Raw genomic sequence first — 24,338 nt, 5'->3', positions numbered from 1 at the left:
CTGACTACTTATTATTAGATATACAATTACTTCTGAGGTAACCTACACCACTCGCCCGCATTTTCTGTAAAATATTCATAGCTGTTTTGGCTTGTGGCTTTATTTCTTGCAGTGTTTGTGGTAATACCTCTGCCAAGTTATCTGTAAGATAAAAGGTCTTCATCAACGATTCAAGTCGAGAATTCATTGAATTTGGATCACCTTCTCGAAAGCGCTTAAGAACAAACACACGCGTACCAAAAATCATGGAAAAAGCGGCTGCGTGAAATGAGTCCGTAATTACAACTTTTGCATCGTAAATCAACTCCAGAAAACTTTCAACCGATTGATTCTCCGCAAACAAAGTTGTATTTCTATTATCCCATTCAAACGCTTTAAAATTCAAATACGGAATATACTGCATCACAAGATGATTTTCCAATGCAAAGCGCTTGGCCTGTTCGCGATGTGAGATATTGTCTCCCAGTAAGTAAACAAATACAAAAGGCTGCGTCGTCTGATTTGGCGTTGCCATTTTCTCCCATTCCTGCGCAGGGAGCAAAAAAACAGGATCGGGAACAATTTTCACTTTTTTGTCCAAAAGAATATCGTTTAAGATCTCTGCAGAACGTTCCTCTCGTACCGAAATCGCGTAAAAATCTGTCAAGTATCTTGTAGCATACGCCTTCTCTGATTCTGACAAATCATTTCGAGCCATACTAGCTGCATAGCTAACCTTCTTGTTGCCGGTGGTAACAAAATCAAGAAATAACGTTGGCTGCCAACCAATAGGGTTCCAAATCTGGTCACTGCCACAGACAAATAAATCGAATTGCTCATTTAGCTGTGCAATTGTATCAGCAGTAACAAGTTCCGTATGTGGAATTTCATCTGCAAATTGTTGTATTATTATATCTCGCTTTTTTCTTTTTCGGTTCCAAAGAATTCGTTTGATTTTATTCGAAACCCTTGGTATCAATTGATTTGCCGAAAAACGCCTTTTACGTGATGGATATCCAGAACTGAGTTCATAGCTAATTTGCTTCGCTCCAACCTCCAAATCTGACAAGGCTTTCTGCAAGGCATAGGCCTGTAGGAGTGCACCGTAATTCGTATTCCCGTGATAAAGTGTAAGAATTGCAATATTCATATTATTGTTCATTTTTCCTCGTCATCCATATATTGGGTAATTTTTTTAAAAGAATTTGATAAAGGAATAAGTTAAATACAATTACAGTGTTGAGCCAAAATTCTCTCTATACAAAGATTACAATCCCAGTTTTCTTAGTTTATTGAATTTGCTCTTTTAAAACAATAATCACGCTTTGACTTTGCTTTGTCGGCTCTTTCCACAAGTCAATTACTTAAAGCAGTCTCAAAACTTTGGCACGCCTTATCATAATCCAAGAGGGGGGTCACGGAATTACATCCACGTCTTGCGATCTTTATTCTGAATTCATTATTCTCAATAAAAAAGCAAATGGCCCTTGTCAATGCTTCAACATCTGACGGCTTACAAATTAATGAATTATTCTCATCGGCGTATTCCCTAACACCCAGAGTATCTGTCGTCACCAAGGCACAACCACAAAAAATACTTTCGGCCCCTGTTAGCCCAAACCCCTCCGCATGACTGGCGCACAAAAAAATTGACGAACTATTATATATGTTCAATAATTGTTCCTGAGTAGCACTTTTTGTATAGCTTATCCACTCTGGTAGATCAATAGGCTGATCGGCAATTCCGAACATCTCAACATGAAGCGAGTCATGAACCTCCTTGACTCGCTTGAGTGCCTCTATCGCCTCCGCAGAGCCCTTATACTGTTGCGGATGATACAGCATTGCCACCGTTGCCGATCTTCTTAACTCTATTGGTTTCTTGACATAAAATATCTTTTTATCAATACCATTGGGTATATAAAGCGATTCTCTCTTTGACTCATTATCCACAATCACCTTTAGCCACTTAGCAATGACTATATTGTTCATACCGAGAGAATAGGTTTTTCGCACCTCTGCTTCATCAAGAACCCAATCCTCAAAGCCTTGAATAAAATAATACTTTCTTCCCTTGGTAGCACTCAAAGCGCAGACCTCGACTGCCGTGTCTACTGCAGTCGCGACAATAGCATCACCATCAGCTATATTCTGATTCGTTATTGTTGTTATGATTCTGCTTTTAATTCTTCTGTCTACGTTGAACCAAATCACACCCTGATACATGAGAATCTTGGAAATTATCATTTTTGCCCAAAAAGGGATTTTATAATTCGAATATAAAACGTTTTTTCTGCATCGATAATATATCGTAACTTCGTGATTATTTTTTACCAGAAAATTGGCATATTGATATATTATCTTATATCCTCCACTTGCCAATCTGATTGGCTCATTAATCACAATGTTGATTTTCATTCTTTTCACTTCCAATTAGTTGAGATAAATAAAGCCCAAATATCATCAAAAACGTTAAATTTAAACTCCCAATGACATTCAATGTACCATAAATAAAAAATCCCAAAACATACGAATAGTATGGGATGATTGAAGTTTCTTTTGTTCTAATCGCAACAAGGGATAGTTTGAAAATAAAAAAACAAAAACATAACATTCCTATAATACCCACCATAATCAATAATTCCAGATACATGTTATCCAAAACCAATGGATATCCTGCTGATTGCCATATAGAACGCCCAAACAATTGTTGGAAAATGTTTCCCGAAGAGAAATATTTTAAAGCGTTATTCCATGATATTATTCGAATATTCATACTCGTAAAATCAGTAATTATACTTCTTGTGGCATTTTGAGTAATCGATCCTAAATTTATCTGCATAAAAATCACTGTCAGAAAAGAGAATATAGTATAAAGCACTGTTAAATTTTTCTTTAATTTGTATTTTTCTTTAAAACAATAATTAATAAGCATACCGACCATAACAAAACCTAAAAATAGATATATATTTCTTGTCCCTGTATACCATGTAGCATAAATAAAAAAAGTAATTAATAATACTCGTTTCCATGTTTTCAATTTTTTTTCGCCAATAACAAAGAGCATTCCAAAAATCATTAGAGCGCCCGAATCTAATCCAGACATGCAAATTCCAGGACATCTTATCGCTAACTCAGAATTATAATACTCTGAAGATATAAAAAATAACGTATTTCCGAGATCATCAACATCAAAGGGCCAAATTAAATTGTTACTAAAATGTTGTACTAGAACAAATACAGCGTTAATGAATGCCATTATTGCAACTGCTTTTAATATTGGTCTAAAGTTAAATTTGATTTGAGAACCGATAATTATTAATACAACAGGCATAATCCAATAAAAAATATAATAGAACTTCCAATAAAGTGGTGTATCCACATTAATGGCAAATCCAATTAGCCAAAAAAAGATCATAACTAAAACAAAGTTGATGCTTAGTATGCAAACGGAATTTAAATATATCTTTTTTCTCAATATAAGGATAATGATTAAAAAAAAGCTTATTATTAATTCAATAACTCCTAACGTAAATAGTGTTATTATTTTTTTTCCGAATAGCATTAATTGAAATTCAGTTATAGGAATAATAAGGATCCACATTATGAAATGGACCCAAATTAGCACTTTTATTACTGTAGAATATTTAAGTTTCATCGACAACACTCTTAATTGCTTCCAAATATCCGTACCCATTCAACTTATCAGGTTCTAAATAGGAGCTCTCTCCCCATTCATTCCAAGCATTGATAACAATTATCTCTTTATTCTCTCGACAACTTTTTGAATATATCTTTTCGAAATACTTTTCAAATAATACAACCGATGCTCCAATAAAAGTTACAGACTTCGATCTATATCTAGGCGTGTTATCCCAATCAACAAAAAAACCATATATTTCATTTTTATCCATTTTCCGATTTAGTATTGCTTCATACGCCGCTTTTATACTATACTTTTCTTGAATACTATGATTAGGTCTAATTTTATTATTAGCCCTAATTAGTACTGTCTTTATTCTCCTTCTTGTTGCATACATCACACTTGTATTTATACCATTTGACCTGTAATTCATTGGCTCAAAAATAAAAGATTTCTTAATCCATTGATTCTCTAATAACTCAACAGATTTTAGATTAGTGTTTGATTTAGTGCCAATAATATAAAGACCATCAAATCCATCTTTTTTTGCTAATTGTTCCCAAACATACATCATTTCATTAAAACATTTGATATGAAAAACATTATAAATAGCAAATACCGGTTTTTTTTCTATTTTTAGATACCTATCATCTTTAAAGAATTTGGATAAATATCGGTAATGCTCGATCCACGTTTCCTTATCTCCATATTCCTGCTTTCTTAATAAGTGCCCATCACCACCAAACCATTGCTTTGCAAAATCGTGATTAGCCCAGCTAAAATAATATTCAATATCAATATCTTTTGCATTTAGTAATAATTCTGCCGGTCTATACATTTGCAATTTTCCAGCTGAATAATAGTGGTAAATACAAAATCCATCTATTCCATATTTTTTTGCTAAATTCGCTTGCCATCTGATATTATTGACATCTAATAAATCATAATAATTATTATTTAAAGGCAGACGTGGTTGATTATGCCCAATATAGTTTGGTTTGGCCGTTTTTACTGCAACCCAATCAGTATAGCCTTTACCCCACCATTCATCATTTTCAGGGGTTTCATGATACTGGGGCAGATACAACGCAAATATTTTACTTTTCATAATCGTTTTCTAACTCCATTATAACTCTTTGTAATCCTTCCAAATACTTATACCCATACTGTTCTGAAGGCTCAAGAACAGGCCCTTCCCCCCACTCATTCCAAGCATTTATAACCATATACTCTCCTGATGCATTTACACGTTTCCCGTGTGCAAGTCGCCTAAAATAATTTTCGAATTTCTCAGGTGAACCACCCTTGAGCACTAATCCTGATTTTCCTTTACGTGGAGTATTATCCCATTGAGTAAAAGCACTTTGTATTATTTCTCTATTTCCATATATTCTTTTTCTTTTCAGTAAACTAGTCCATATTTGATCAAAACTAAGATATTCTGTAGTTTTTAGTTTTTTACATATTATCCTATATAATTTTTGTATCGGAGTTATACCAAATCGATTTGAATACATTGGCTCAAACTCGGTCACTGCTTGTGAATATTCACTAATAGCATCTCGATTTACCGTACTAATAAACTCCACGAGATATATACTATCATATCCATATTCTTTAATTCTTGAATTCCAGTATTCCATCATTTCATCAAAATGAGGAATCTTACTTGCTGAATATACAAAAAGCATAGGGCAGTTTCCACGTTTAATATATCTCTTATCATTAAAAAACGTCAAAAAATACTGAAGATGATTCTCCCAGTCCTCTCTTCCGCCAAACGTTTGAGGCATCAAAATCTGGTTATCTTTACCATCCCAAGTTTTAGCCCACTGTTCATTAGCCCAGCACAAACAATAGTCAAAATCTGTATCCTTAGAATCTCTATATATTTCCACAGGCCTCTCAAGCAATAGCTTGCCATTAAACCAATAGTGATAATATACAAATCCCGATAAGCCATATTGTTTTGCCAACTCGGCTTGATAAACCACATCTTCTTTTTTTGAAAGATCATAGTAGTATTCACCATAGGGGACCATAGGTTGAATATGTCCTTTAAAAAGTGGTTTACCGCTTCTAACATTGTCCCACTCTGTAAATCCCTCACCCCACCATTTGTCGTTCTCCGGAATCTGGTGATATGCTGGAAGATTATACGCCAGTACCTTCATCGCTTTACTCTCCTCTTAAAAAAATCTTGTAAATTATTTTTCTCAATTTATTTGGCAATATACATACAAAGGCCTGACCCACTCCACTTATACAAAAATCCAGAAACAGCATATCATGTTTTATGAAAAGATTCCATTTGAACCGTAAAACTGTTTTTGCGTAAGCTAGGCCTCCACGCCTCTCATAGAAGTCATCACTCGTCCTAATATGATATAGCGACTCTTGAATATTATAACATTTGACATTGGTATCAAAAATCATTCGAGCAAATAAATCATAATCTTCATATTCCGCAAAAATCGATTCTTCTTGGTAATTTCCGGCTCTAATTACATCATTCTTCTTAAACACTACAGTGGGATGAAGAATAGCGCACCTTCTTCGCATAAATTTTCGTATTTCTTCGTCTTGCTCTGGCACTTTGTGAACTGCAACTATATTCTCTTTCGTATTTATGAATTCAGCCTCATACGATCCTACCATCCCAAGTTTGCAGTCTTCTTGGAATAACTTCAGTTGTTTTTCGCATCTTTCAGGAACAGAATAGTCATCTGAATCCATTCGCGCAATATATTCGTTTCTTGCTTGTTCAACGCCTTTTCTCAATGCGGGGCCCAATCCCATATTTGTCTTGTTCACAATTAATGTAAATAGGCCAGGGTATTTTTTAACAAATCCATTAATAACAGAGTCAAGTTCCTCACTCAAAGGACCGTCTTTTACAATAATAAACTCATTAGGGCTTTCGGTCTGGTTTAACATAGACTGAATCGCTATTTTTAAGTATTGCGGTTTTTCTCTGTAGTACACTGCCATTAGTACGCTATAGTTTTCAGCCACGTTTCACTTCCTCTTTCTATACCTTATTCCATTCGTTTGCACCCTTAAACCTAAAAATTCTATTCTTTTTCACTTGGATCAAACCATTTACTATCGCCTAGATGATAACCAAACCGCTGGTTATTTCTTCAAAGCTACCTGAAAATATTGACCCTTAATGTCGTCCCAAAATAATTTCATTTTCATCTCCAGCACGATAGAAAGCAGTAATCTTGTAGCAGACATGACCACACTTGAAAGAATCAGAAAGACGTGCGTGAGTCCACCTAAAATATAGGACTATTTTATAGTTTTAAATTAAACCACTATGAAACACGTCTGTAGAAAACGAATCATCTCTATTTCTTCACGAGTAGCTTACATGCATATATACAAATCTGGTACATCCTTATCCATTTTCTGATGTCATCCATTCTCTCGTTAAAACCTTAATATTTTATCCTGAGATAACAGAGAACAACCTTTCACTACTATTTTATCCAATATCCTTGTTCTATGTTTTTTATTATAAGCCAGCATAATCATGCAGTCCTTCAATATCGACTGCAAAAACTTATCTTCGAAATCATTTACTGCAATCAAATGATTTAATGTCTCTGGAGATAATATGAGCCATACTATTTTGGGAAACCATAAACTTCATGGTATGTATTTTTCTACTTTACTGATTCTCCCTTCCACATAAGTAACAAGAAATCAATATAGCCATCACCCTTTTATAAGCAAATGATAGCAAAATCAAATGCTGAAAAAAGGATTAATCGGATTGTTAAAAATATTCACGAGGTTATAGCTAATACGCACCGTTAGGACGCAGCATAATCCCTACTGTCCTAAAGATGATCTTCAAATCTAGAAAAATTGAGCGTTTCTCAATATATCTAATATCAAGCTCAACCATTTCTTTAAAGCCAACATCATTACGACCACTGACCTGCCATAATCCAGTACAACCCGGTTTGACAGCCAGGCGTTTTCGATCATAGTCAGAATACTGAGCAATCTCGCGCGGTAGTGGCGGTCGTGGTCCCACTAAGGACATATCACCTAAGAAAACATTCAGTAATTGTGGCAGTTCATCAATACTTGTCCTGCGAATAAAATGCCCAATTTTTGTGATGCGCGGGTCCTCTTTCATTTTGAACATCGCGCCATCAACTTCGTTTTTATCAAGCAATTCCTTTAGCTTCTTATCCGCATCAACGCACATCGAACGAAACTTAAACATCCGAAACTCTCGCTCCTTGCGACCTAAGCGCTGTTGTGAATAAAAAACTGGACCCGCCGGATCATCTAACTTGATCATGACCGCAATCACTAAAAACAATGGTGATAATAGGATCAAGCCCACAAAACTAGCAAAGAAATCAAAAACACGCTTGATCAACACATAGCCCAAGCGCCCAGCGGCATGCGCGTCCTGCCACCAATCGACTGTCACTTGCCAATGTGACAGCTTGATCTGCTCACGTGCATTGCCCACGAGCTGTTTAGCAACTTTCTCCTGTTTCTCCAAATCTATTCCTCCAAAATCGATCACTCAGACACCAATAAAGTCTCTCAATGCTCGAAATCAATAGTTCTTGAGTTGCCCAACCCGTCCGTTGTATCATCCACTGATTCGCTCAATTAACATCTATTATATAAAAAGGGTATTGCACAATTAACCCGATTTTTCGCCAAAAAAATGATTGACTAGCCTAACCCATGACACTCCAACCATTGATGGTGTTAATTTTTTTGCTATTCAAAGAATGATTGTGCCTATCTAGACATTCTGTGAACAGTTATTGTTATTTTTGCCACCAACTATGTTTGCGGATCGGTTGTAAGGAAATCTGTTGATTCAGGATCTCACCATTTAAAAGATGCTTAGAATTCTCGAAGAAAATCGGTCCGAAATCGCGATCGATTTCATCTAAAGCCAAGTAAGCCTCACGCAATGCAAACTTGCGGTTCTTTAAGGCATGGGCATCAGAAGCAACCACTTGGACTAAGCCATGCTTGACTAGATCTATTGAAAATTTCCGTAATTTCTTACCAAAGCCACCCACCAAACTTGTCGCCGTCAATTGTGCGAGCGCGCCCTCAGTCTCGAGCTCGTACAAAATCTCTGGCTGCTTCAAGATTTGCGCATTCCGTTCAGGGTGCGCGATCACCGGAATGATATCCTGACAATTTAGCTGGAAAAACAATTCTTTCGTATAGGTGGGAACTTCCTGATGAGGAAATTCAACCAACATATAGTGCATATTTTCATCGATCCCTAGCAGATCAGGCAATCGTTTAGCCAAGTCCCCATTGAGGTGAACTTCTTGGCCAGCGAAAATAGTCAGGGGGATCTGGGCCTGATCAAGCTCATGCTGGAACTTCGTCACTGCCTGCTCGACATCAGCGCGATGATTAATATATTGCCGATCCAAATGATGGGGGGTCGCCAAAATATAGCCAATACCTTCCCTGACTGCAGTCTGTGCCAGTTCTAAAGAAGTCGCTAAATCAGGCGAACCATCATCGATACCTGGCAAAATATGACAATGCAAATCGACTAAACTATTTCGTCTCACTTTCGTAGCCGTACCCGTATCCATAATAGCCATCTGCTCCTTTGACTTGAACATCATTCAGGATCACACCCAAAATATTAGCATGGACCTGCTCCAATGAGTTCTTGGTCTCTTTCACATCAGCTTTCGACGTGCGATTTTGGCGCACCACTAAAACAACCCCATCAACCATACTTGCGAGAACTTTGCCATCTGTCACGGGTAAAATCGGTGGCGCGTCCACGATCACTAAATCGAATTGTTGGGTCAGATCCGCCAGAACTTTACGCATCGATTCACTGCCAACTAATTCAGCAGGATTCGGTGGTGTTGGACCACTAGGAACTGCATACAGATTGGGCACTTCCGTGGGGTGGATCACATCCTTGATACTATCAAAACGGTGGATCAACACATTGGTCAAGCCCCGATTGATGTCGCGGATCTGGAAAGTTCGATTCAGGGTTGAACGACGCAAATCAGCGTCGATCAAAACGACCCGCTTGCCCGCATTGGCAAATTCAATTGCTAAATTGACCGCAATCGTGGACTTGCCTTCAAAAGCCAAAGCAGATGTCAACATAATACTCTTTAAATCTTTTGCTTCCTGGGTGAAGCTTAAATTCGTCCGAATGGTTTTGATCTGCTCAGTGATCACTGAAGTTGGCTCATTCAAAGTGAAGAGTTGCGCCGCCTTAACTGGTTCTGGTACTGCTTTTTTTCTACCAAACATCTGCGCTACTCCTTTCTAAACTCGTTTCTTGGGACTTCGATTTAAGGAAGCCGATTGCTGCGACGTCGCTACCGGAACAGGGATCGGTCGTGGTATTGGCGCGATCCGGGTATTGGCCGCCCGCGCATGATAATGACTGACCATGCCCAACTTAGTCAAACCTAGTTCGTCCGTTAAGAAGTCCATGTCTTTGACATTATGATCGGTCAGATCGATCATGATCGCGACCACAGCGCCGATGATCAGCCCTAATAAAAGCCCGATCAATAAATTACGCTTTTTATTGGGTGAGATCGGCGCCTTAGGCATTTTTGCCTTAGAGATGATGGTGACATTATTGACGCTTAGAATATCCCGCACTTTTAATTTGAAGACCGCACCGATCTTATTCGCCACGGTCTTGGCCCGAGCCCGATCGGTATCGGTGACATCAACAGTAAAGACTTGCGAATTTTGTTCAGTATTAACCGTGACCATACTCTCCAGCTCACTTAAGCTCAAAACAATACCATCCTCATTGGCCAAGTCATCCTGGACCGGTATTAAAACGACCGACTTGGTAATAATATCTTTGTAGGTATTGATCATATTGACATCAGCCTGTTGGTCACTCAATTGCGCGCCAATGCCATCATCTTTTTTACGATTGACGAGAATATCGACTGATGCTTGATATTTTGGGGTAATGATCATGTAACTCAAGACAAACGCGACCAGAGTCGTTAATACCGCCGTCACTGCGATCAAGACCCAGTGTTTTTTTAATGTTTTAAAAACATCGCCTAAATTGATTTCTTGTTCCAAAACAAACTCCCATTTTCTTTTAAATTTTTTTGAGTGCTTCCGCTTGATGAGCCTAATTGCTTGGTGGATAAACAACAAATTGTTGACTGCTGCTGCCACCTTCAAATTGGAAACCATTCTTCAGGTTCAATTCGTTTTGCCGGGTTTCTTGGTTGGATAACGTTTCTTGCTTCAAGCCACTTTGTTCTCGCAAATTATCGGAGACTCGTTGTAACTCCGCCGTTGTCGGGATCTGGATCATCGCTTTGCCCCACATGGCGCCAACACCCTGCAAGTGGTCACTGACCATATTAGCAGCATAGCCGCGATAGTCGGTAAAGATGCTGACCATATCATCAAAAGACAGGTTGCTGACCATATTTTTGGAGATCGAGCTGAGCACACTTTGGAAATTCGTCAAAGTTCGGGTAGAAACCGCTGCCTTGACCGCAGAAATGATAACTTCCCGCTGCCGATCCTGACGGCCATAATCACCTTTAGGGTCGTCATAACGCATCCGTGAATAGCCTAAAGCTTGTTGGCCATTGAGGTGCATTTTACCTTTGGTGTAAGTATTGCCTTCATAGGTAAAGTCAAAAGGCACATTGACATCAACACCTCCGACCGCATCGACGATTTTCGTCAAGCCGCCCATATTGATCGTGACATAATATTGGATCGGAACATTGACTAATTTGGAGAGCGAGTTCAAGGCCATGGTGGACCCACCGACCTCATAAGCCGCGTTGAGCCGTTGATAATTAAACTCGTTAGCGCCAACGATCTCCCCCATCGTATCCCGGGGAATACTGGTCAATGTCGTCTTTTTATCTTTTGGATTGATCGTGGCGATGATCATCGTATCAGTCCGACCTTGATAAGTTCGGCCCAATGCACCAGTATCCGCACCCATCAACAGGACATTTAGTGACTTCTTCTCGGCCACGACATTTTTTGCCTGTTGCTTCTCACCCGCTGACTTATACGAATCATTGATCGCACTACGCGCCGAGAAATAGAACCAACCAATATAACCTAGAACAGCCACCACAAAAACACCCAAAATGATCAGGATCGTGTTGCGCACACGATGATGGCGGTGGTGATGATGTTTGTGCCGCCGCATCTGATCAGTTTTCTTTTCATTCTGACTCAAGCTTGACTCCTCCTTGTAACTCGATTAACAGATTGCTTTCATTCTACCATATTTCATTGTCAAGAAAAAACACAACTTCACATTGACACAACAATTTAATCTTAGCATGTAATCAAAGCGGGCGCGCATTTTTCTAAAATTTTTTTCTCCAATAACTTCTATAAAGTTTGCTTTTGTGTCATCATGGACATTTAATGTCCGAATAGGACTGAGCTATTTAAAAAAGCGTTTCGAATTTTCTCGAAACGCTTTTGCTGCCGATGAAGAAAAGATTTGATGTTTACAATTACTACAAGATTTGAGTTGCACTTACTCCCCGCGATAATTCTCGACCGCCTGAGCAAAGCGGTTCAGGCCGTCTTGCAGGCGCGCTCGGGGGCAGGCGTAATTCCAGCGGAGGAACTGGGCGCCATTACCGCCATAGACCTCCCCGGCAGTCAAGAACAGACCGGTTTCTTGGCGAATGGCATGGGCCAATTCTTCTGAATCTTGGCAGATCTGTTGACAGTCTAACCACGCTAAATAGGTTGCCTCACTTGGGATCAAGCTCACTTCGGGCACTTTTTCAGCCAGAAAATCTTGGAGCAAGCGGCGATTTCCCGCTAAATATTGGTTCAAAGCGTCCAGCCAAGGGCCCCCTTCATTAAAGGCTGCTTCCAGAGCTTGGATCGCGAAAGTGTTGGGTTCCGCGACTTCGTCAGTATTGATCTGACGGTCGACTAATTGCCGCAAACGCGGATCTGGGATCACGATCGCCGAAGTCTGGATCCCAGCAATATTGAAGGCCTTCGTCGCGGAAACACACATGATCGTATTGGCTGCGATCGCTGGTGTCAAACTCAGCATTGGTACATAATCGTGTCCTGGATGAGTTAGATCACAATGGATCTCATCGCTAAGCAAAACGACGTGGTAGCGTAGACATAGTTCACCGACTCGGGTCAAAGTTGCCCGATCCCAAACCTTACCGATCGGGTTGTGGGGATTACAGAAGATCATCAGGGACGTATTCGCGCGCGCTAGTTTTTCTTCAAGATCGGCAAAATCTATTTTGTAGGCGCCGTCCTGATAGCTTAACTCACTGGTCAAGATCTGCCGTTGATTATTGCGGATCGAATTATAGAAGATATTATAGACCGGTGTTAGGACAACGACGTTATCGCCAGGATGCGTCAGTTTACGGACCGTTGATGAAATGCTGGGGATGACTCCGGCTGAAAATAGTACCCAAGCCGGATCCAATTTCAGTTGATGTCGTTTTTGCCACCAGTTGGCGATCGTCTGCCCAAAACTGGCAGGGATCTCATTATAACCGTAAGCGTCCTGATCCAAACGTTGTTGCAACGCTTGTTTGATCACTGGCGCGACCGCGAAATCCATATCCGCGACCCACATTGGTAATTCGCCTTTAGCTACATCCCATTTAACGGAATTGGTGCCTTCACGGTGTGGCGCTTGCTCAAAATCAAATGGCATCTGAGAGTACCCCCTTGTTTTGCGTGGTGCTGATCGTGGTCTTAGTAGGATCGATTTGAGGATCATCAAAGATGAGCTGTTCGATCGCGGCGGCCTCGATCCGACCACTGATCGGATTTTTGACACTATTGATCTTGCTCTGGATCGTTGCGTCAACGGTCGAATATTCAAACGCCAGATCGGTGTTCAATAAACGACAATTTTCTAATTTGAGATTTTCCATATAACAAAAACCCTGATGACTCTCGATCGTACAATTGATCAAGGTCACATTGCGTGAATTCCAACCGAAATATTCGCCGATGATCGTTGAATTTTTGATCACCACGTTTTCACAATTCCAAAAAGCATCCTTGGCGATCAGGCGCGCATGATCGACCACGATATCACGACCACCGTCAAATAAATAATTGCCAGAGATCGCCAAATGATCGGCGGTGATCTGCTGGCTGTTCATGCCGAAATAGTCGCCATCTGCGGTAACATGATCCAGTTCGATCTGCCGACAATTCCACAAAGTCTCTTCGGCGTGGGTCAATTCAACACGGGTCAATTTGATCTTCTCACTCCGGCGGAAATTCTTAGGCGCTTGGATCAAGCTATCACTGATCGCGATATCTTTGGTGTACCAGATCCCTGAACGCGCCATTTCCAATAGCGTCAAATTCTGAGCCTGAATGTGCTGACTGTACCATAAAGGGTATTTCCATTCAAAAGTATCATTATTCAAAATCAGATCATGACTTTCCTTCAGTGGCGATTCGCCATTAGCGAAGACCGTTTCACTGATCGCCAGATCATGACCTTGAAAAAGCGCACGCTCACCAGTTAAATATTGTTGCTTGATTATTTCTGACATTCTTTTTTCCTTCCCTGGTTGCCTGAATAGACGACCTTGATTCCCTATATTCTTATTTTGATCTCATCATAGCCAATGATGGAAAGATATCCTCACGTCTATCATACTATAAGTAAGTTGAATCTGAAAATGCTTTTTATTTTACCGGCGATGCTCGTCAAGCATCGCGGTTCGTTTTTTGCTTAAAAAGCCAGCGCCAGTGAACCCCGTCCAGTTAGTAGTTTAAACCGCGGTGAAAGATCTGTCTAATGCTCATTTCTCATGAAAGCTATACGCTAAAGTTATTATTACCCAACAAAATAGCCGCCCAACTATAAAAATAGTTACGACGGCCGGCTTTTATTTAATCAGCGTTTGCGACTTATTTATTGGACGACTTGGCTTCGATCTGTTCTTGCAAAAGATTCCGTTCGATCGTAAACCGCGGTCGTTGCTTGACTTCGGTAAAGATTTTGCCAACATATTCACCGATCACACTGATACAGATCAATTGAACGCCACCCAACGCCCAAACTGAGATCATGAGTGAAGACCAACCAGAAACGACCCGACCTTGGATCTTCTGGACCAAGGTGTAGATCAAGAGACCGATGCAGATCAGCACGATCAAAAAACCCAGATTCATGATCAGTTTGATCGGCGCCGTTGAGAATGACGTGATGCCATCAACGGCGAATCTGATCATTTTTTTCAATGGATACTTAGAAACGCCCGCTACCCGTGCGTGACGTTCATAAGACACCTTCGCCGAGCGGAAACCTAATAATGGCACGATCCCGCGCAAAAAAAGATTTCGCTCAGGATAATCCAATAAGGTTTGGGTCGCTCGCTGGCTGAGTAAGCGAAAATCAGCGGAATCAGGCACCATATGCACCCCTAAAAAGTTCATCGTCTTGTAAAAACCTTCTGCCGTTGAGCGTTTGAACCAAGTGTCGGTCTGCCGGCTACTGCGAACACCGTAAACCACTTCAGCGCCAGCTAAGAAGCAATCGACCATTTGCTTGATCGCGTTGACATCGTCCTGCAAGTCAGCATCGATGGTGACGACTGCATCAAAGCTCGAAACGACCGAGGTCAGTCCGGCAATCAAAGCGTCTTGGTGACCAAAATTACGACTCAACTTGATGCCGGTGACATGATCATCACTATCAGTGAAGTGTTCGATCAGCGGCCAAGTCTGATCATGACTACCATCATCAACGAAAACGATCTGACTATCAACGCTGATTTTCTGCGCTTGGATCAGTTCGAAGATCACGCGCTCTAATTCTGGCACGGTGATCGGTAGAACTTCTTCTTCATTAAAACAAGGCACCACTATCGCCAATCTTTTCAAACTATTTCCCCCTAGGTCCTTATTGAACTGTAACCATTTACACAAGGCTGCGCTAATCTCTATTATAGTGATAGCTTCTCTGTTTTGACAACACTTAACCTCAAATATCTATCTAACTCGTAACGTCCACGTGCTGATTCTACTGATGGATGACGCCGGATAACGATGTGTTTCACTAGAATATAAAGCAAAATTCATTTATCTTTCATAATTAGGTCAGTTATTTTTCATTCTTTTTGACTATACTTTTATCTATTACTCATTAACTTTAAATTAGTTAAAGGTCGTTAGGAGAAAATCGATTGAAATTAAAGCACCTAGTTTCTTGGCTCTTGATCGGTGTCGCGTTACTCGGCGCCGGTGTTAAACTATTAGATACAGCACAGCAGACAGGTTCTTCAAGCGTTGCCAAAGCGCAAGCAAAAGATGACCAACAGGCGGTGCTCACCCAAGCGAAAACAGCCGCGGTAAAGAGCCAGCAAACGGCTGCCACAACGAAGACAACTTTGCAAGAAACGCTTTTAGCACAGTGGCAGGCTATTCTTGATCAGACTTCAAGTCGCGTTGACATCGCCATTTATTTGCCGGAGCGTCAACAAACGATCCAATTAAGTAATGACGCGACTACAAGCACCCATGCTACTGCCAGTATCATCAAAGCGACTATCCTGACCCAAGTCCTCCATCAGGCGGAACAACAAGGCACTGCCTTGACCACGGCTGAAAGTGAACAGGCCACCGAAATGATCGAGAATAGTTCAAATGATGCCGCGACTTACTTTTTGCAGACGATCCTCGGTGGTTATGGTGCCACTGATCAACTTTTTTCGGCCTTAGCGATGACTGATTCCAGCGCCGATACTGAGGCATGGGGTTTAACTCAAACAACGGCCAGCGATCAGCTCAAACTTCTAAACACGATTTTTTACAACAGTGCTTACTTATCGACTGCTGATCAAGCCTATATCCAATCATTGATGGGCCAAGTCAGCGCCGAGCAAAGTTGGGGTGTTTCAACTGGTAGCGCCAGTTGGCAGTTGAAGAATGGCTGGTTAACTGATGAAGGCAACACCATGATCAACAGTATCGGGCACGTCACGACCACTGGCGGCAATGATTACACAATCGCCGTCCTGACAGATCAAAATGAAAGTGAAGCCACTGGCCAGGCCTTGATCGGACAATTGGCTCAAGCAACAGCCACCGTCATCGATCAAAATTGACCTTTGTGCGCTACTATTTTCATCAAAAAACCGCATCGCCCTTCATTCAGGCAATGCGGTCTTTTTATTTATCCTTATATCAGGATCAGCCGGCGGTCAAGATCTCCCGCAAACGCTGTTCCAAAACTTTTTGTTCTGGTTGCGGTAGTTCTGTAGCCCGGACGGCGGCAGTCACAGCAGTCATCTGCGCGTCATCGGTGATCACGCAGGCCCGAACCATTGTCGCCAAGCGTTGTTGGACCGCTGGTAAAAGATCGGTACTAAACGGTGGTTTCAATAATAGAACTTTCTCCTGATCAGCGCTAGGTAACTTGACAGTGCTGATGATCAGGTCATAACTTTGTAATTTATGCTCGGTGACCTCATAGACAGCCGCTAGATCGATCTGATCACTGGGCATCAACCGCGAAAGCTGATTGCGTAGGATATGCGCCAAAGCGGGACCTTCAACACAGACCACTAGGATCCGCGGCGGTTGCCAACTTTGCGGTTTTTGCTTTTCCAACTCACTGGCATAAAAGGCGGTCACCAGTTCAATATCCGTCGAACTAAAACAAGGAATAGCGAATTTTGTGATCCCCGCCGCCACGATCTGACGTAAGTGCTGCTGATCCCCCGGCATAAACTCGCTTGGTGGGACTACTGGTGGCAACTCATTCTCCTCACGAAACAAAACGCGACGCAAGTGATGGCTCAACACATTGCTGAACTGAGCAGAAAACGGAACGGTCAATCCTAACGCTTGTTCCACATGCTGATTCAGTTGGTCAGTCAAAGTCCGTTCCATCGCCAGATCACCTTGGCGACCGTTGGCAAAAATCTGCTCGGCTAATTCCGCCAAGGGCAAGACTTCACTTTCAGCGGCCAAACGCGGCGCCGCAGACATTTCCGCTAACTTATAGTTTAAGATCGTCAACAAGAAGAAATCTGTGTCGTCGATTCCCGTGGTATCTTGGGTATAAGTCATGGTCTTCTTCAAAGCGGTCAATAACTGATCTAATTCAAAAACATTGAATAGGACTAGCTCGCCCATTTTCGAATAGATATTATCGCGATAATAAAAACTATAGATCTCGCGAATATTGATCGTACTCATCAATAATCGTAGAAAAACAACTAATTTTTTGAAATTTGGCCCCTCAACTTGGTAGCCGGAGCGTTTTAAATGTTCCAACTCCAGCCCCAAACCGGCGCAGATCGCCCGCACTTCATTCAAAGTTTTGACCACGGTGGTCCGCGAACGATACAGCGCACTCATGAAGTAGTTGGTGCTCAAGGGCTGCTCGCTCAACAATAGTTTCAACAAAATGAAACGTTGCATCTGTGTCTGCGAATAGCGGAACTGCGCTGGCGTGGTATGGGAAACGAAATATGCTAAGGCTTTTTGTGTTTCCTGAGGTTGTGGCAATGTGAGCCGATCACGGTCAAGATTGACCCAGCCAAGCCCCTTTTGGGACAAAAAGTGATTGATCTTTGATAAAGCATAACGGATCTGGTGCTCAGATAAGGACATTTCCGCGCCGATTTGAACTAAAGTCACCGGTGTTTCTTGATGTAGCAGTTGATTCAAAAGGTCGATCTCGCGTTGCGTTAATTTCGGTTGCGCTGTCATCGTCATTTTACTCATCTTACTCCCCCATTTTATCCTGAAATCTTGTCCCTAGTCGCTTTAAAAAACGTTCCTGCCAAGTAAAAACTAAGCCAACAAGCAATAAAGCTGTTGCTGGAAAACACCACATCACCAAAAAACAACCTAGATCTATGACCAATAACCCAGATAAAGGCCCACCTAAGGCACAAACTTCTTGTAAATGACGTTTGTGCCCCAGCCAGCCTGTCGATCCTCTCAACGCCAAGCGATGTTGCGACCATAATAGCCACATGCCACCTAGCCAAGCGATCAAGATCGTACCGCTCAAATGGAGAACTCCCCCGACTCCCACCATTTGCGGCACCATCTGAAAGTTAAACAGGATGGCCAAGATCCAAAGCCAACCAAATAGGGTCAAGATCAACGCCTTTTTGATCAAGGACCACTGCCAAACACCTGACCACCAATCCTGGCGATCACTGGTGTAGCGCTGAGCCAAAATCAGGCCTAGACCACCACCGACTATTGTAACAAATCCAGCTAGGATGAGTAAACCTGTGAATAAAATTTTTCCTAGCCGATCGAGCTGTTGCTCAACAAATTGCTTGACTGTCGCCAACACCTTAGGCCCTCCTATTCTTTGACCGCGCCATCGGTAATACCGGAAATCAATTGTTTACTGAAGAAAATGAATAAAACTAACAAAGGTAAAGTCGCTAATAATGTGCCTGTGATCACTAAAGGATAGTTGACCGAATAGATTCCCTTCAATTGGGTCAAAGCCAACATCAAGGTATATTTCGCCTCATCGTTGAGAATGATCAAAGGCCACATATAATCATTCCAAGAACCCATGAAAGAAAACAGCGCCAAAAACGCTAAGGCTGGTCGCATGATCGGCAACGCCACCGACCAATAGATCCGAAAGGTGGAACAACCATCAAGCTTAGCCGCTTCTAATAAACTATCCGGAATAGAATCGGTACAATATTGCTTGATCCAAAAGATGCCAAAAGCGTTGGCCATCCCCGGAATGATCAAAGCCTTATAGGAACCGACCCAGCCCAATTTATCCATCAGATAAAATGAAGGAATGATATTCAACTGACCGGGGATCATCATCGTCCCTAGGAGGAAAGCGAACAGAAACGCTTGCCCACGAAAATGTAATTTCGCAAAAGCAAAACCCGCTAATGAGTCAAAAAACAGGACTAAAAGCGTTGAGGTGACCGCAATGAACAACGTATTGAACAAAGCATGGAAGAAACTAGTTTGAGCGATCACAGCCTGGATATTGTGCCAAAGCTGATCACCGACCCACAAGCTTGGTGGCGTGCGATAGATCTCACTATTTTTTTTGCTGGCCATGACCAACATCCAATAGAAGGGAAAAAGCGAAAGTAAAACTGCAAGTCCAACCAGAAGTCGGATACTGCCATGCATGATTCGTGTCATTTAGTTGACCCCCTGGATCCGTTTAGTCGTCACATACCAGTTCACGGCCGAGAAAAGGACGATCAAGGCCACTAAGCCCCAAGCAATCGTAGAGCCATAACCAAACTGGTGATTGGTGAAGGCCGTATTGTACAGATAATAAACGATCGTCATCGCGCCGCCTTGCGGAGTAGCGCCAGATGGAACTAAGACCTGCGCTTCTGAGAAAACTTGCAGACCGCCGATCGTTGACATCATCACCGTGAACAAAATGATCGGCTTCAATTGTGGTACGGTGATTTTCCAAAAAATCTGCCGATTATTCGCGCCATCCATTTGCGCCGCTTCACTGTAATCTTTGGAGATCCGCGCGATCCCAGTCAGATAAATGATCATGTTGTACCCGGTGTATTGCCAAACATTGACCGAGGCGATCACAACACGCACCCAGTTAGGACTGGTCAACCAATTGATCGAGCGCAGACCGAACAAATGTAAGACGCCATTAGCTAGCCCGTCCAGATTAGAAAAAATCAGGCCAAACAAAATCGTGATCGCCACGACTGAAGTGATATTTGGCAAAAATAATAAAGCTTTTAGTGTCTCTTTATGCTTGAACATCTTGAGACTGAGCATAAAGGCCAGGACCAACGCCAAGAATAACATTGGAAAAGTCCCCAAAGCCCAGATCAAAACAGTATTCTTCAGCGATAACCAGAAATCGGTATCCTGAGCCAAACGTTGGAGATTCGTCCAACCGGTAAATTGGATCTGTCCGATGCCATCCCATTTGCTCAATGCTAAATAACCGGAGAACAAGATCGGAAACAAGCCAAAAACGAGAAACAGGAGATAGAAAGGCGCGATGGCCAGATACGGCGTTACCTTTTCTAAATCAAACCGGAAACGGTGCCGCTGGTGCTTGGGCGCCGTTTGTAGCCCGGTGCCGTGATCACTGACTTCCATTTCTTCACTTCCTTTATCATACTTATGTCAGTGTGTGGTGCGATGGCGCCAAGAATGGTGGTCACTTAGGTCAAGCGGCCACCACTGGCTGTGCTAGTCTAAAATTCGTTCAATCCAACTCATGGTGACTGCAATTGATTTTGCCGCTCATCTGATCGCCTTGATCAATCAATGGTCTTCGCCTTTTTGACTGCGTCGGCCCAGGCTTGATCGGGATTTTTATTTTGATCCTGGATCAATTGCATTTGATCTTCAAAGATCCGTTGGACCGTGCCACTGCGCGGATCACTCTCGGTGTATTTCATCGCGTTCGCCGCATCGACAAAATAAGGATTGTATTGTTCATCACCAAAAAGTTTATTGGTCGTCTTCATGAAAGCATCATCATAGACTGCCTTATGTGTTGGGAAGAGGCTGAGCTCTTTAAAATTGGCCCGCTGGTTCTTTTCATTGGTCAAATAGCGCACGACCTCGGCTGCTTCTTGCGGATGTGCCGTCGTTTTTAAGACTGCCAAGTAGGAGCCACCAGTGTTCGATGGCTGACCTGGCGCCTTGGCGATCAACCAAGTTCCTGGTTTCGTGCCATTTTCTTCCAGATCGGCGATTGCCCATGAAGCCTTGTTCATCGCCGAATACAATCCTTTTTGTTGAGCATTGGCATTGTCAGCGCCGCCTAACTTAACGTCTAGTGTATAACCACTTTGATAGGCTTTGACCGCAAAGTCCCACGCTTCTTTCAATTGACCCTCGCCTAAACTCAATTCACCGTTTTTGAAAATACCTTTGGTCATTTTCTGTTCCCGATCTTCAAACAGCGCGACCGCAGAAAGAAACATTGGCAAATTTGCCTTCTCTTTCATTTGCGCAGCTGCTTTCAGATAATCGTCTTCGGTCTTGATCAATTCACTGACTTGTTTCGGGTCGGTTGGCAGACCCGCTTTCTCAAAGTTGGCCACATTGAACATCAACGCTTTAGGACCAATATCGATCGGCATCGCGATCTGGTAATCCGGATCCGCATAAGTGGAATCCCATTTCCAAGTCACATAATCTTTGGCCAATTTCTTGGTGCCGTACTTGGTCAGATTAACAAATTTGGTCTTGTAGGGTAAATAATCTTCAATATTATTATTGATCGCAGTGATATCCGGCGCTGCTTTTGAACCAAAACTTGCCTTCAACTTGGTGTCGAAATCCTCATTTGAGGGCACTTGCTTGAATTGTAACTGATACTTGGAAAAGTGTTCTTTGGTGTTCGCCATGGCCTCTTTACTGATCGCGCCATTGTAGTAATTGATCGATAGCTTGATTTTCCCTTGGCTGGCTTGGGCATTCTTTTTGCCACAAGCGCCTAATGCTAAACTTGCGCATAGGGCCAATCCTAATAGCAACCCATATTTCTTAAGTTTCATTTGCAAATCTCCCCAAATCTTTATTGTGGCTTTTCGCCGTGCACCCAACGATCATCGCCGCACTCGAGTTAATGCACTTGGCTTCCAAACGTTAGGTGTCATGTCTTGTGATACAAATTGGAGTTTAGCATCTAGGCGCCTTTTTTCGCAATTTTTCTGGCGACTTTCTTTCGGTCGATTCATGCAGAAAAAGTCACTGAGCCATCTTGTTAGTCACCGCGAAAAAAAGTAATTTGAAGATATGGTTTTTTTCACGAATGCCGCTCTAAAAATCGCCGGCATGCGACCACTTTTACACCAACAACGATTCGAAAATCCCGAGGAGGACTCCTATGCAACTCATTAAAGAAAATGGCTTGAAGATCATGCAATTGACTGATATCCACATTGGTTCATACCCTTTTGAGCCCAAAGACATCCGTACTTTCGCGGCGTTGCGGGCAGCGATCGTCGCAGCTGATCCCGATTTGATCATGATCACTGGTGATTTGATCTGGTCAGAGGGGGTCGATCGCCCGCAACGAGGCTATCAAGCGCTGGTCGACTTATTCAACGAATTTGACTATCCCATCGCAATGACCTATGGCAACCACGATTCAGAAGAAACCATCGATCGTAGTGACCTACGTGAACTAGAAAATGGGTTCAAGAATCGCATCGCCAAGCAAAACAGTTTCATCGACCACCGCGATAAAGAATGCTATACCTTCGAGCTGGGGAACTCAGCAGGCATCACCAATGTTTGTTATGTCTTTGATTCTGGTAATCATGGCGATCTACCGGGAACTGATTATGATTGGATCTCATTGGAACAAATCGCGTGGTATGAACGGACCCATGCGGATTATTTAGCCAAGATCGGACCGACCCGTGATTTGGTTTTCCTACACATCCCCTTACCAGAATATCTCCAAGCTGGCGAACACATCCTAGCAGGACATTTCTGGGAAGATGATCGACGGGTCTCTGGCGCCGTCTTGAACAGTGGTCTTTTTGCCCACCTACGTTACAATGATCATGTCGCTGGTGTCTTTTGTGGTCATGATCATGACAATAATTTTTTTGGCGAATTTCTAGGCTTAAACTTGATCTATGGCAATGTTTCTGGCTACAACTGCTACGGTCAACTTCCGCGTGGCTATCGGATGATCGAGGTCAAACCAGAGGGCCTGACCACCTCACTTCACCAATATGGTCCCACTGCCCCGGTCAAAAACATTCCCTTTCCTCATGAGCATTTGGCGCAACTGGCGCGCTTTGCCTCCGATGATCTGGAGAAGCCCAATAATTTCTGGAAACAATGAGCTCTGATCAATTTATGCTGTGATAGGCAAGCTTGCTGTGGCAACTAACTATATCCGTTCTAATCTTGGCCGCGGTCTGCGTTGCGCGTGGCGGGTGAGCTCGCTGTACACTCCTGTATCTTGGCCGTAACTTCCACTGCGTGGTTCGGGGTGAGTTCACTGTGATGTGGGTAGCTGTTCCGTTTCAATCTTGGCCGCGGTCTGCGCTGCGTGTGGCGGGTAAGCTCGCTGTGGGCGCTGTTTTAAGCCTCGCTTTGCGAGTCTTAAAATCAGGCCTTGATCTAAGTGGCAAAGCCACTAAGACCAATTTCACGGCGATCTCACCCGCCACACTCCACTCCGCCCGCTCAACCGTTTTAAGCAGACTAAGCTGCCACGCCATAGTGCCTGCGCGTGCAAATTGACAAATCACCACGCAATTGATGACCATGGCTAGCGATCACAAGTTCGTACAAATAGCCATATCGTAACAATCGACTTGATAATCATCGACAACTGAATGGCGTATCATAGAGTTGGCGTAAAGTTTAAGTGGGTAGATTATCTGAAGATAAAAAGGGAGCGATTCCCTTTATGCTAGAATAGTAATTGACAAAACAACTTTCTAGGAGGAATCGCTCTTGAAATCTATTCTACAACAAATCAACACAGAAATGTTAACTTCCTTTGGATCTGAGGTCAAAAAACTATTTAATGGTCAATTGGATTTCGCTGACTTAGTTCTACATGGGCAGGAGATTTTTAATTTAGCGTTATGCGATACGCTTGGTCTAGTCTTGACTCATCAGGACGATCGAATCAAAAACGGTTCTTTCTAACGTTTGGCGAATGGCCTTAAAATTTCTCGATAATCGCGAGTCTTGCTTCTGGAATTTGAGAAAT

Annotated in this window: 22 protein-coding genes; 3 read left to right on the top strand and 19 right to left on the bottom strand. The window is 42.3% G+C overall.

Going from position 1 to position 24,338, the window contains the following annotated elements; all coding sequences use genetic code 11:
• Nucleotides 1-4 precede the first annotated feature (4 nt).
• The 14 genes from OCU21_RS00110 to OCU21_RS00045 all read right to left on the bottom strand — a co-directional run bounded on the left by OCU21_RS00110 (nucleotide 5) and on the right by OCU21_RS00045 (nucleotide 15,526).
• The gene (locus OCU21_RS00110; RefSeq protein ID WP_261805479.1) at nucleotides 5-1,141 is read right to left on the bottom strand and encodes a polysaccharide pyruvyl transferase family protein; all 1,137 of its coding nucleotides are present in this window, start codon (nucleotides 1,139-1,141) and stop codon (nucleotides 5-7) included.
• Nucleotides 1,142-1,335: 194 nt separating this feature from the next.
• Nucleotides 1,336-2,397, bottom strand: a complete 1,062-nt coding sequence (locus OCU21_RS00105; protein WP_261805478.1) for a glycosyltransferase family 4 protein — start codon at nucleotides 2,395-2,397, stop codon at nucleotides 1,336-1,338.
• The gene (locus OCU21_RS00100) at nucleotides 2,375-3,637 is read right to left on the bottom strand and encodes an O-antigen ligase family protein (protein ID WP_261805477.1); all 1,263 of its coding nucleotides are present in this window, start codon (nucleotides 3,635-3,637) and stop codon (nucleotides 2,375-2,377) included. The genes OCU21_RS00105 and OCU21_RS00100 overlap by 23 nt, the downstream gene beginning before the upstream one ends.
• Complete coding sequence (locus OCU21_RS00095; RefSeq protein ID WP_261805476.1) at nucleotides 3,627-4,730, bottom strand: glycosyltransferase WbsX family protein; 1,104 nt, start codon at nucleotides 4,728-4,730, stop codon at nucleotides 3,627-3,629. Before OCU21_RS00095 ends, OCU21_RS00100 begins: the two co-directional genes overlap by 11 nt.
• Nucleotides 4,720-5,796 carry a glycosyltransferase WbsX family protein gene (locus OCU21_RS00090; RefSeq protein WP_261805475.1) on the bottom strand — a complete coding sequence of 359 codons (1,077 nt, stop codon included), beginning with the start codon at nucleotides 5,794-5,796 and terminating at the stop codon, nucleotides 4,720-4,722. The genes OCU21_RS00095 and OCU21_RS00090 overlap by 11 nt, the downstream gene beginning before the upstream one ends.
• A gap of 4 nt (nucleotides 5,797-5,800) precedes the next feature.
• Complete coding sequence (locus OCU21_RS00085; protein ID WP_261805474.1) at nucleotides 5,801-6,637, bottom strand: glycosyltransferase; 837 nt, start codon at nucleotides 6,635-6,637, stop codon at nucleotides 5,801-5,803.
• Nucleotides 6,638-7,430: 793 nt separating this feature from the next.
• Nucleotides 7,431-8,078, bottom strand: coding sequence for a sugar transferase (locus OCU21_RS00080; protein WP_261805625.1), 648 nt, complete (start codon nucleotides 8,076-8,078; stop codon nucleotides 7,431-7,433).
• A 352-nt stretch (nucleotides 8,079-8,430) separates the two neighbouring features.
• Nucleotides 8,431-9,261, bottom strand: coding sequence for a tyrosine-protein phosphatase (locus tag OCU21_RS00075; protein WP_373875445.1), 831 nt, complete (start codon nucleotides 9,259-9,261; stop codon nucleotides 8,431-8,433).
• Entirely contained in the window at nucleotides 9,191-9,916 is a 726-nt protein-coding gene (locus tag OCU21_RS00070; RefSeq protein ID WP_261805473.1) for a CpsD/CapB family tyrosine-protein kinase, read from the bottom strand. Before OCU21_RS00070 ends, OCU21_RS00075 begins: the two co-directional genes overlap by 71 nt.
• A gap of 15 nt (nucleotides 9,917-9,931) precedes the next feature.
• The gene (locus OCU21_RS00065; RefSeq protein ID WP_261805472.1) at nucleotides 9,932-10,720 is read right to left on the bottom strand and encodes a YveK family protein; all 789 of its coding nucleotides are present in this window, start codon (nucleotides 10,718-10,720) and stop codon (nucleotides 9,932-9,934) included.
• Nucleotides 10,721-10,772: 52 nt separating this feature from the next.
• Nucleotides 10,773-11,855 carry an LCP family protein gene (locus OCU21_RS00060; protein WP_261805471.1) on the bottom strand — a complete coding sequence of 361 codons (1,083 nt, stop codon included), beginning with the start codon at nucleotides 11,853-11,855 and terminating at the stop codon, nucleotides 10,773-10,775.
• Nucleotides 11,856-12,164: 309 nt separating this feature from the next.
• Complete coding sequence (locus OCU21_RS00055) at nucleotides 12,165-13,331, bottom strand: MalY/PatB family protein (RefSeq protein WP_261805470.1); 1,167 nt, start codon at nucleotides 13,329-13,331, stop codon at nucleotides 12,165-12,167.
• The gene (locus OCU21_RS00050; RefSeq protein WP_261805469.1) at nucleotides 13,321-14,190 is read right to left on the bottom strand and encodes a DUF3737 family protein; all 870 of its coding nucleotides are present in this window, start codon (nucleotides 14,188-14,190) and stop codon (nucleotides 13,321-13,323) included. The genes OCU21_RS00055 and OCU21_RS00050 overlap by 11 nt, the downstream gene beginning before the upstream one ends.
• 361 nt (nucleotides 14,191-14,551) lie before the next feature.
• The gene (locus tag OCU21_RS00045; RefSeq protein WP_261805468.1) at nucleotides 14,552-15,526 is read right to left on the bottom strand and encodes a glycosyltransferase family 2 protein; all 975 of its coding nucleotides are present in this window, start codon (nucleotides 15,524-15,526) and stop codon (nucleotides 14,552-14,554) included.
• 302 nt (nucleotides 15,527-15,828) lie between these two features.
• Between OCU21_RS00045 and OCU21_RS00040 the strand changes: the two genes are divergently transcribed.
• Nucleotides 15,829-16,749 carry a serine hydrolase gene (locus OCU21_RS00040; RefSeq protein WP_261805467.1) on the top strand — a complete coding sequence of 307 codons (921 nt, stop codon included), beginning with the start codon at nucleotides 15,829-15,831 and terminating at the stop codon, nucleotides 16,747-16,749.
• A gap of 85 nt (nucleotides 16,750-16,834) precedes the next feature.
• On the opposite strand, the gene OCU21_RS00035 is transcribed toward OCU21_RS00040, so the two are convergent.
• The 5 genes from OCU21_RS00035 to OCU21_RS00015 form a co-directional block, all read right to left on the bottom strand.
• Nucleotides 16,835-18,376 carry a BglG family transcription antiterminator gene (locus tag OCU21_RS00035; protein WP_261805466.1) on the bottom strand — a complete coding sequence of 514 codons (1,542 nt, stop codon included), beginning with the start codon at nucleotides 18,374-18,376 and terminating at the stop codon, nucleotides 16,835-16,837.
• Between the two features lies 1 nt (nucleotide 18,377).
• Nucleotides 18,378-18,959, bottom strand: coding sequence for a hypothetical protein (locus OCU21_RS00030; protein WP_261805465.1), 582 nt, complete (start codon nucleotides 18,957-18,959; stop codon nucleotides 18,378-18,380).
• Nucleotides 18,960-18,973: 14 nt separating this feature from the next.
• Nucleotides 18,974-19,795 carry a carbohydrate ABC transporter permease gene (locus OCU21_RS00025; RefSeq protein ID WP_261805464.1) on the bottom strand — a complete coding sequence of 274 codons (822 nt, stop codon included), beginning with the start codon at nucleotides 19,793-19,795 and terminating at the stop codon, nucleotides 18,974-18,976.
• Nucleotides 19,796-20,740 (bottom strand): carbohydrate ABC transporter permease, encoded by a 945-nt coding sequence (locus OCU21_RS00020; RefSeq protein ID WP_261805463.1) that lies wholly within the window; start codon nucleotides 20,738-20,740, stop codon nucleotides 19,796-19,798. It lies immediately after the preceding gene.
• Between the two features lie 164 nt (nucleotides 20,741-20,904).
• Nucleotides 20,905-22,152 carry an ABC transporter substrate-binding protein gene (locus tag OCU21_RS00015; RefSeq protein WP_261805462.1) on the bottom strand — a complete coding sequence of 416 codons (1,248 nt, stop codon included), beginning with the start codon at nucleotides 22,150-22,152 and terminating at the stop codon, nucleotides 20,905-20,907.
• Between the two features lie 332 nt (nucleotides 22,153-22,484).
• On the opposite strand from OCU21_RS00015, the gene OCU21_RS00010 reads away from it, so the two are divergent.
• Together OCU21_RS00010 and OCU21_RS00005 are read left to right on the top strand one after the other, a co-directional pair.
• Entirely contained in the window at nucleotides 22,485-23,456 is a 972-nt protein-coding gene (locus OCU21_RS00010; protein WP_261805461.1) for a metallophosphoesterase, read from the top strand.
• A gap of 620 nt (nucleotides 23,457-24,076) precedes the next feature.
• A complete protein-coding gene (locus OCU21_RS00005) occupies nucleotides 24,077-24,274 on the top strand; it encodes a hypothetical protein (RefSeq protein WP_261805460.1) in 198 nt (65 codons plus the stop codon).
• Nucleotides 24,275-24,338: the final 64 nt, after the last annotated feature.

It is taken from the genome of Lapidilactobacillus luobeiensis, assembly GCF_024345205.1.
Classification (GTDB): Bacteria; Bacillota; Bacilli; order Lactobacillales; family Lactobacillaceae; genus Lapidilactobacillus; species Lapidilactobacillus luobeiensis.
The sequence above is the reverse complement of the archived record's forward strand: the minus strand, read 5'-3'. Positions and strand labels throughout refer to the sequence as shown.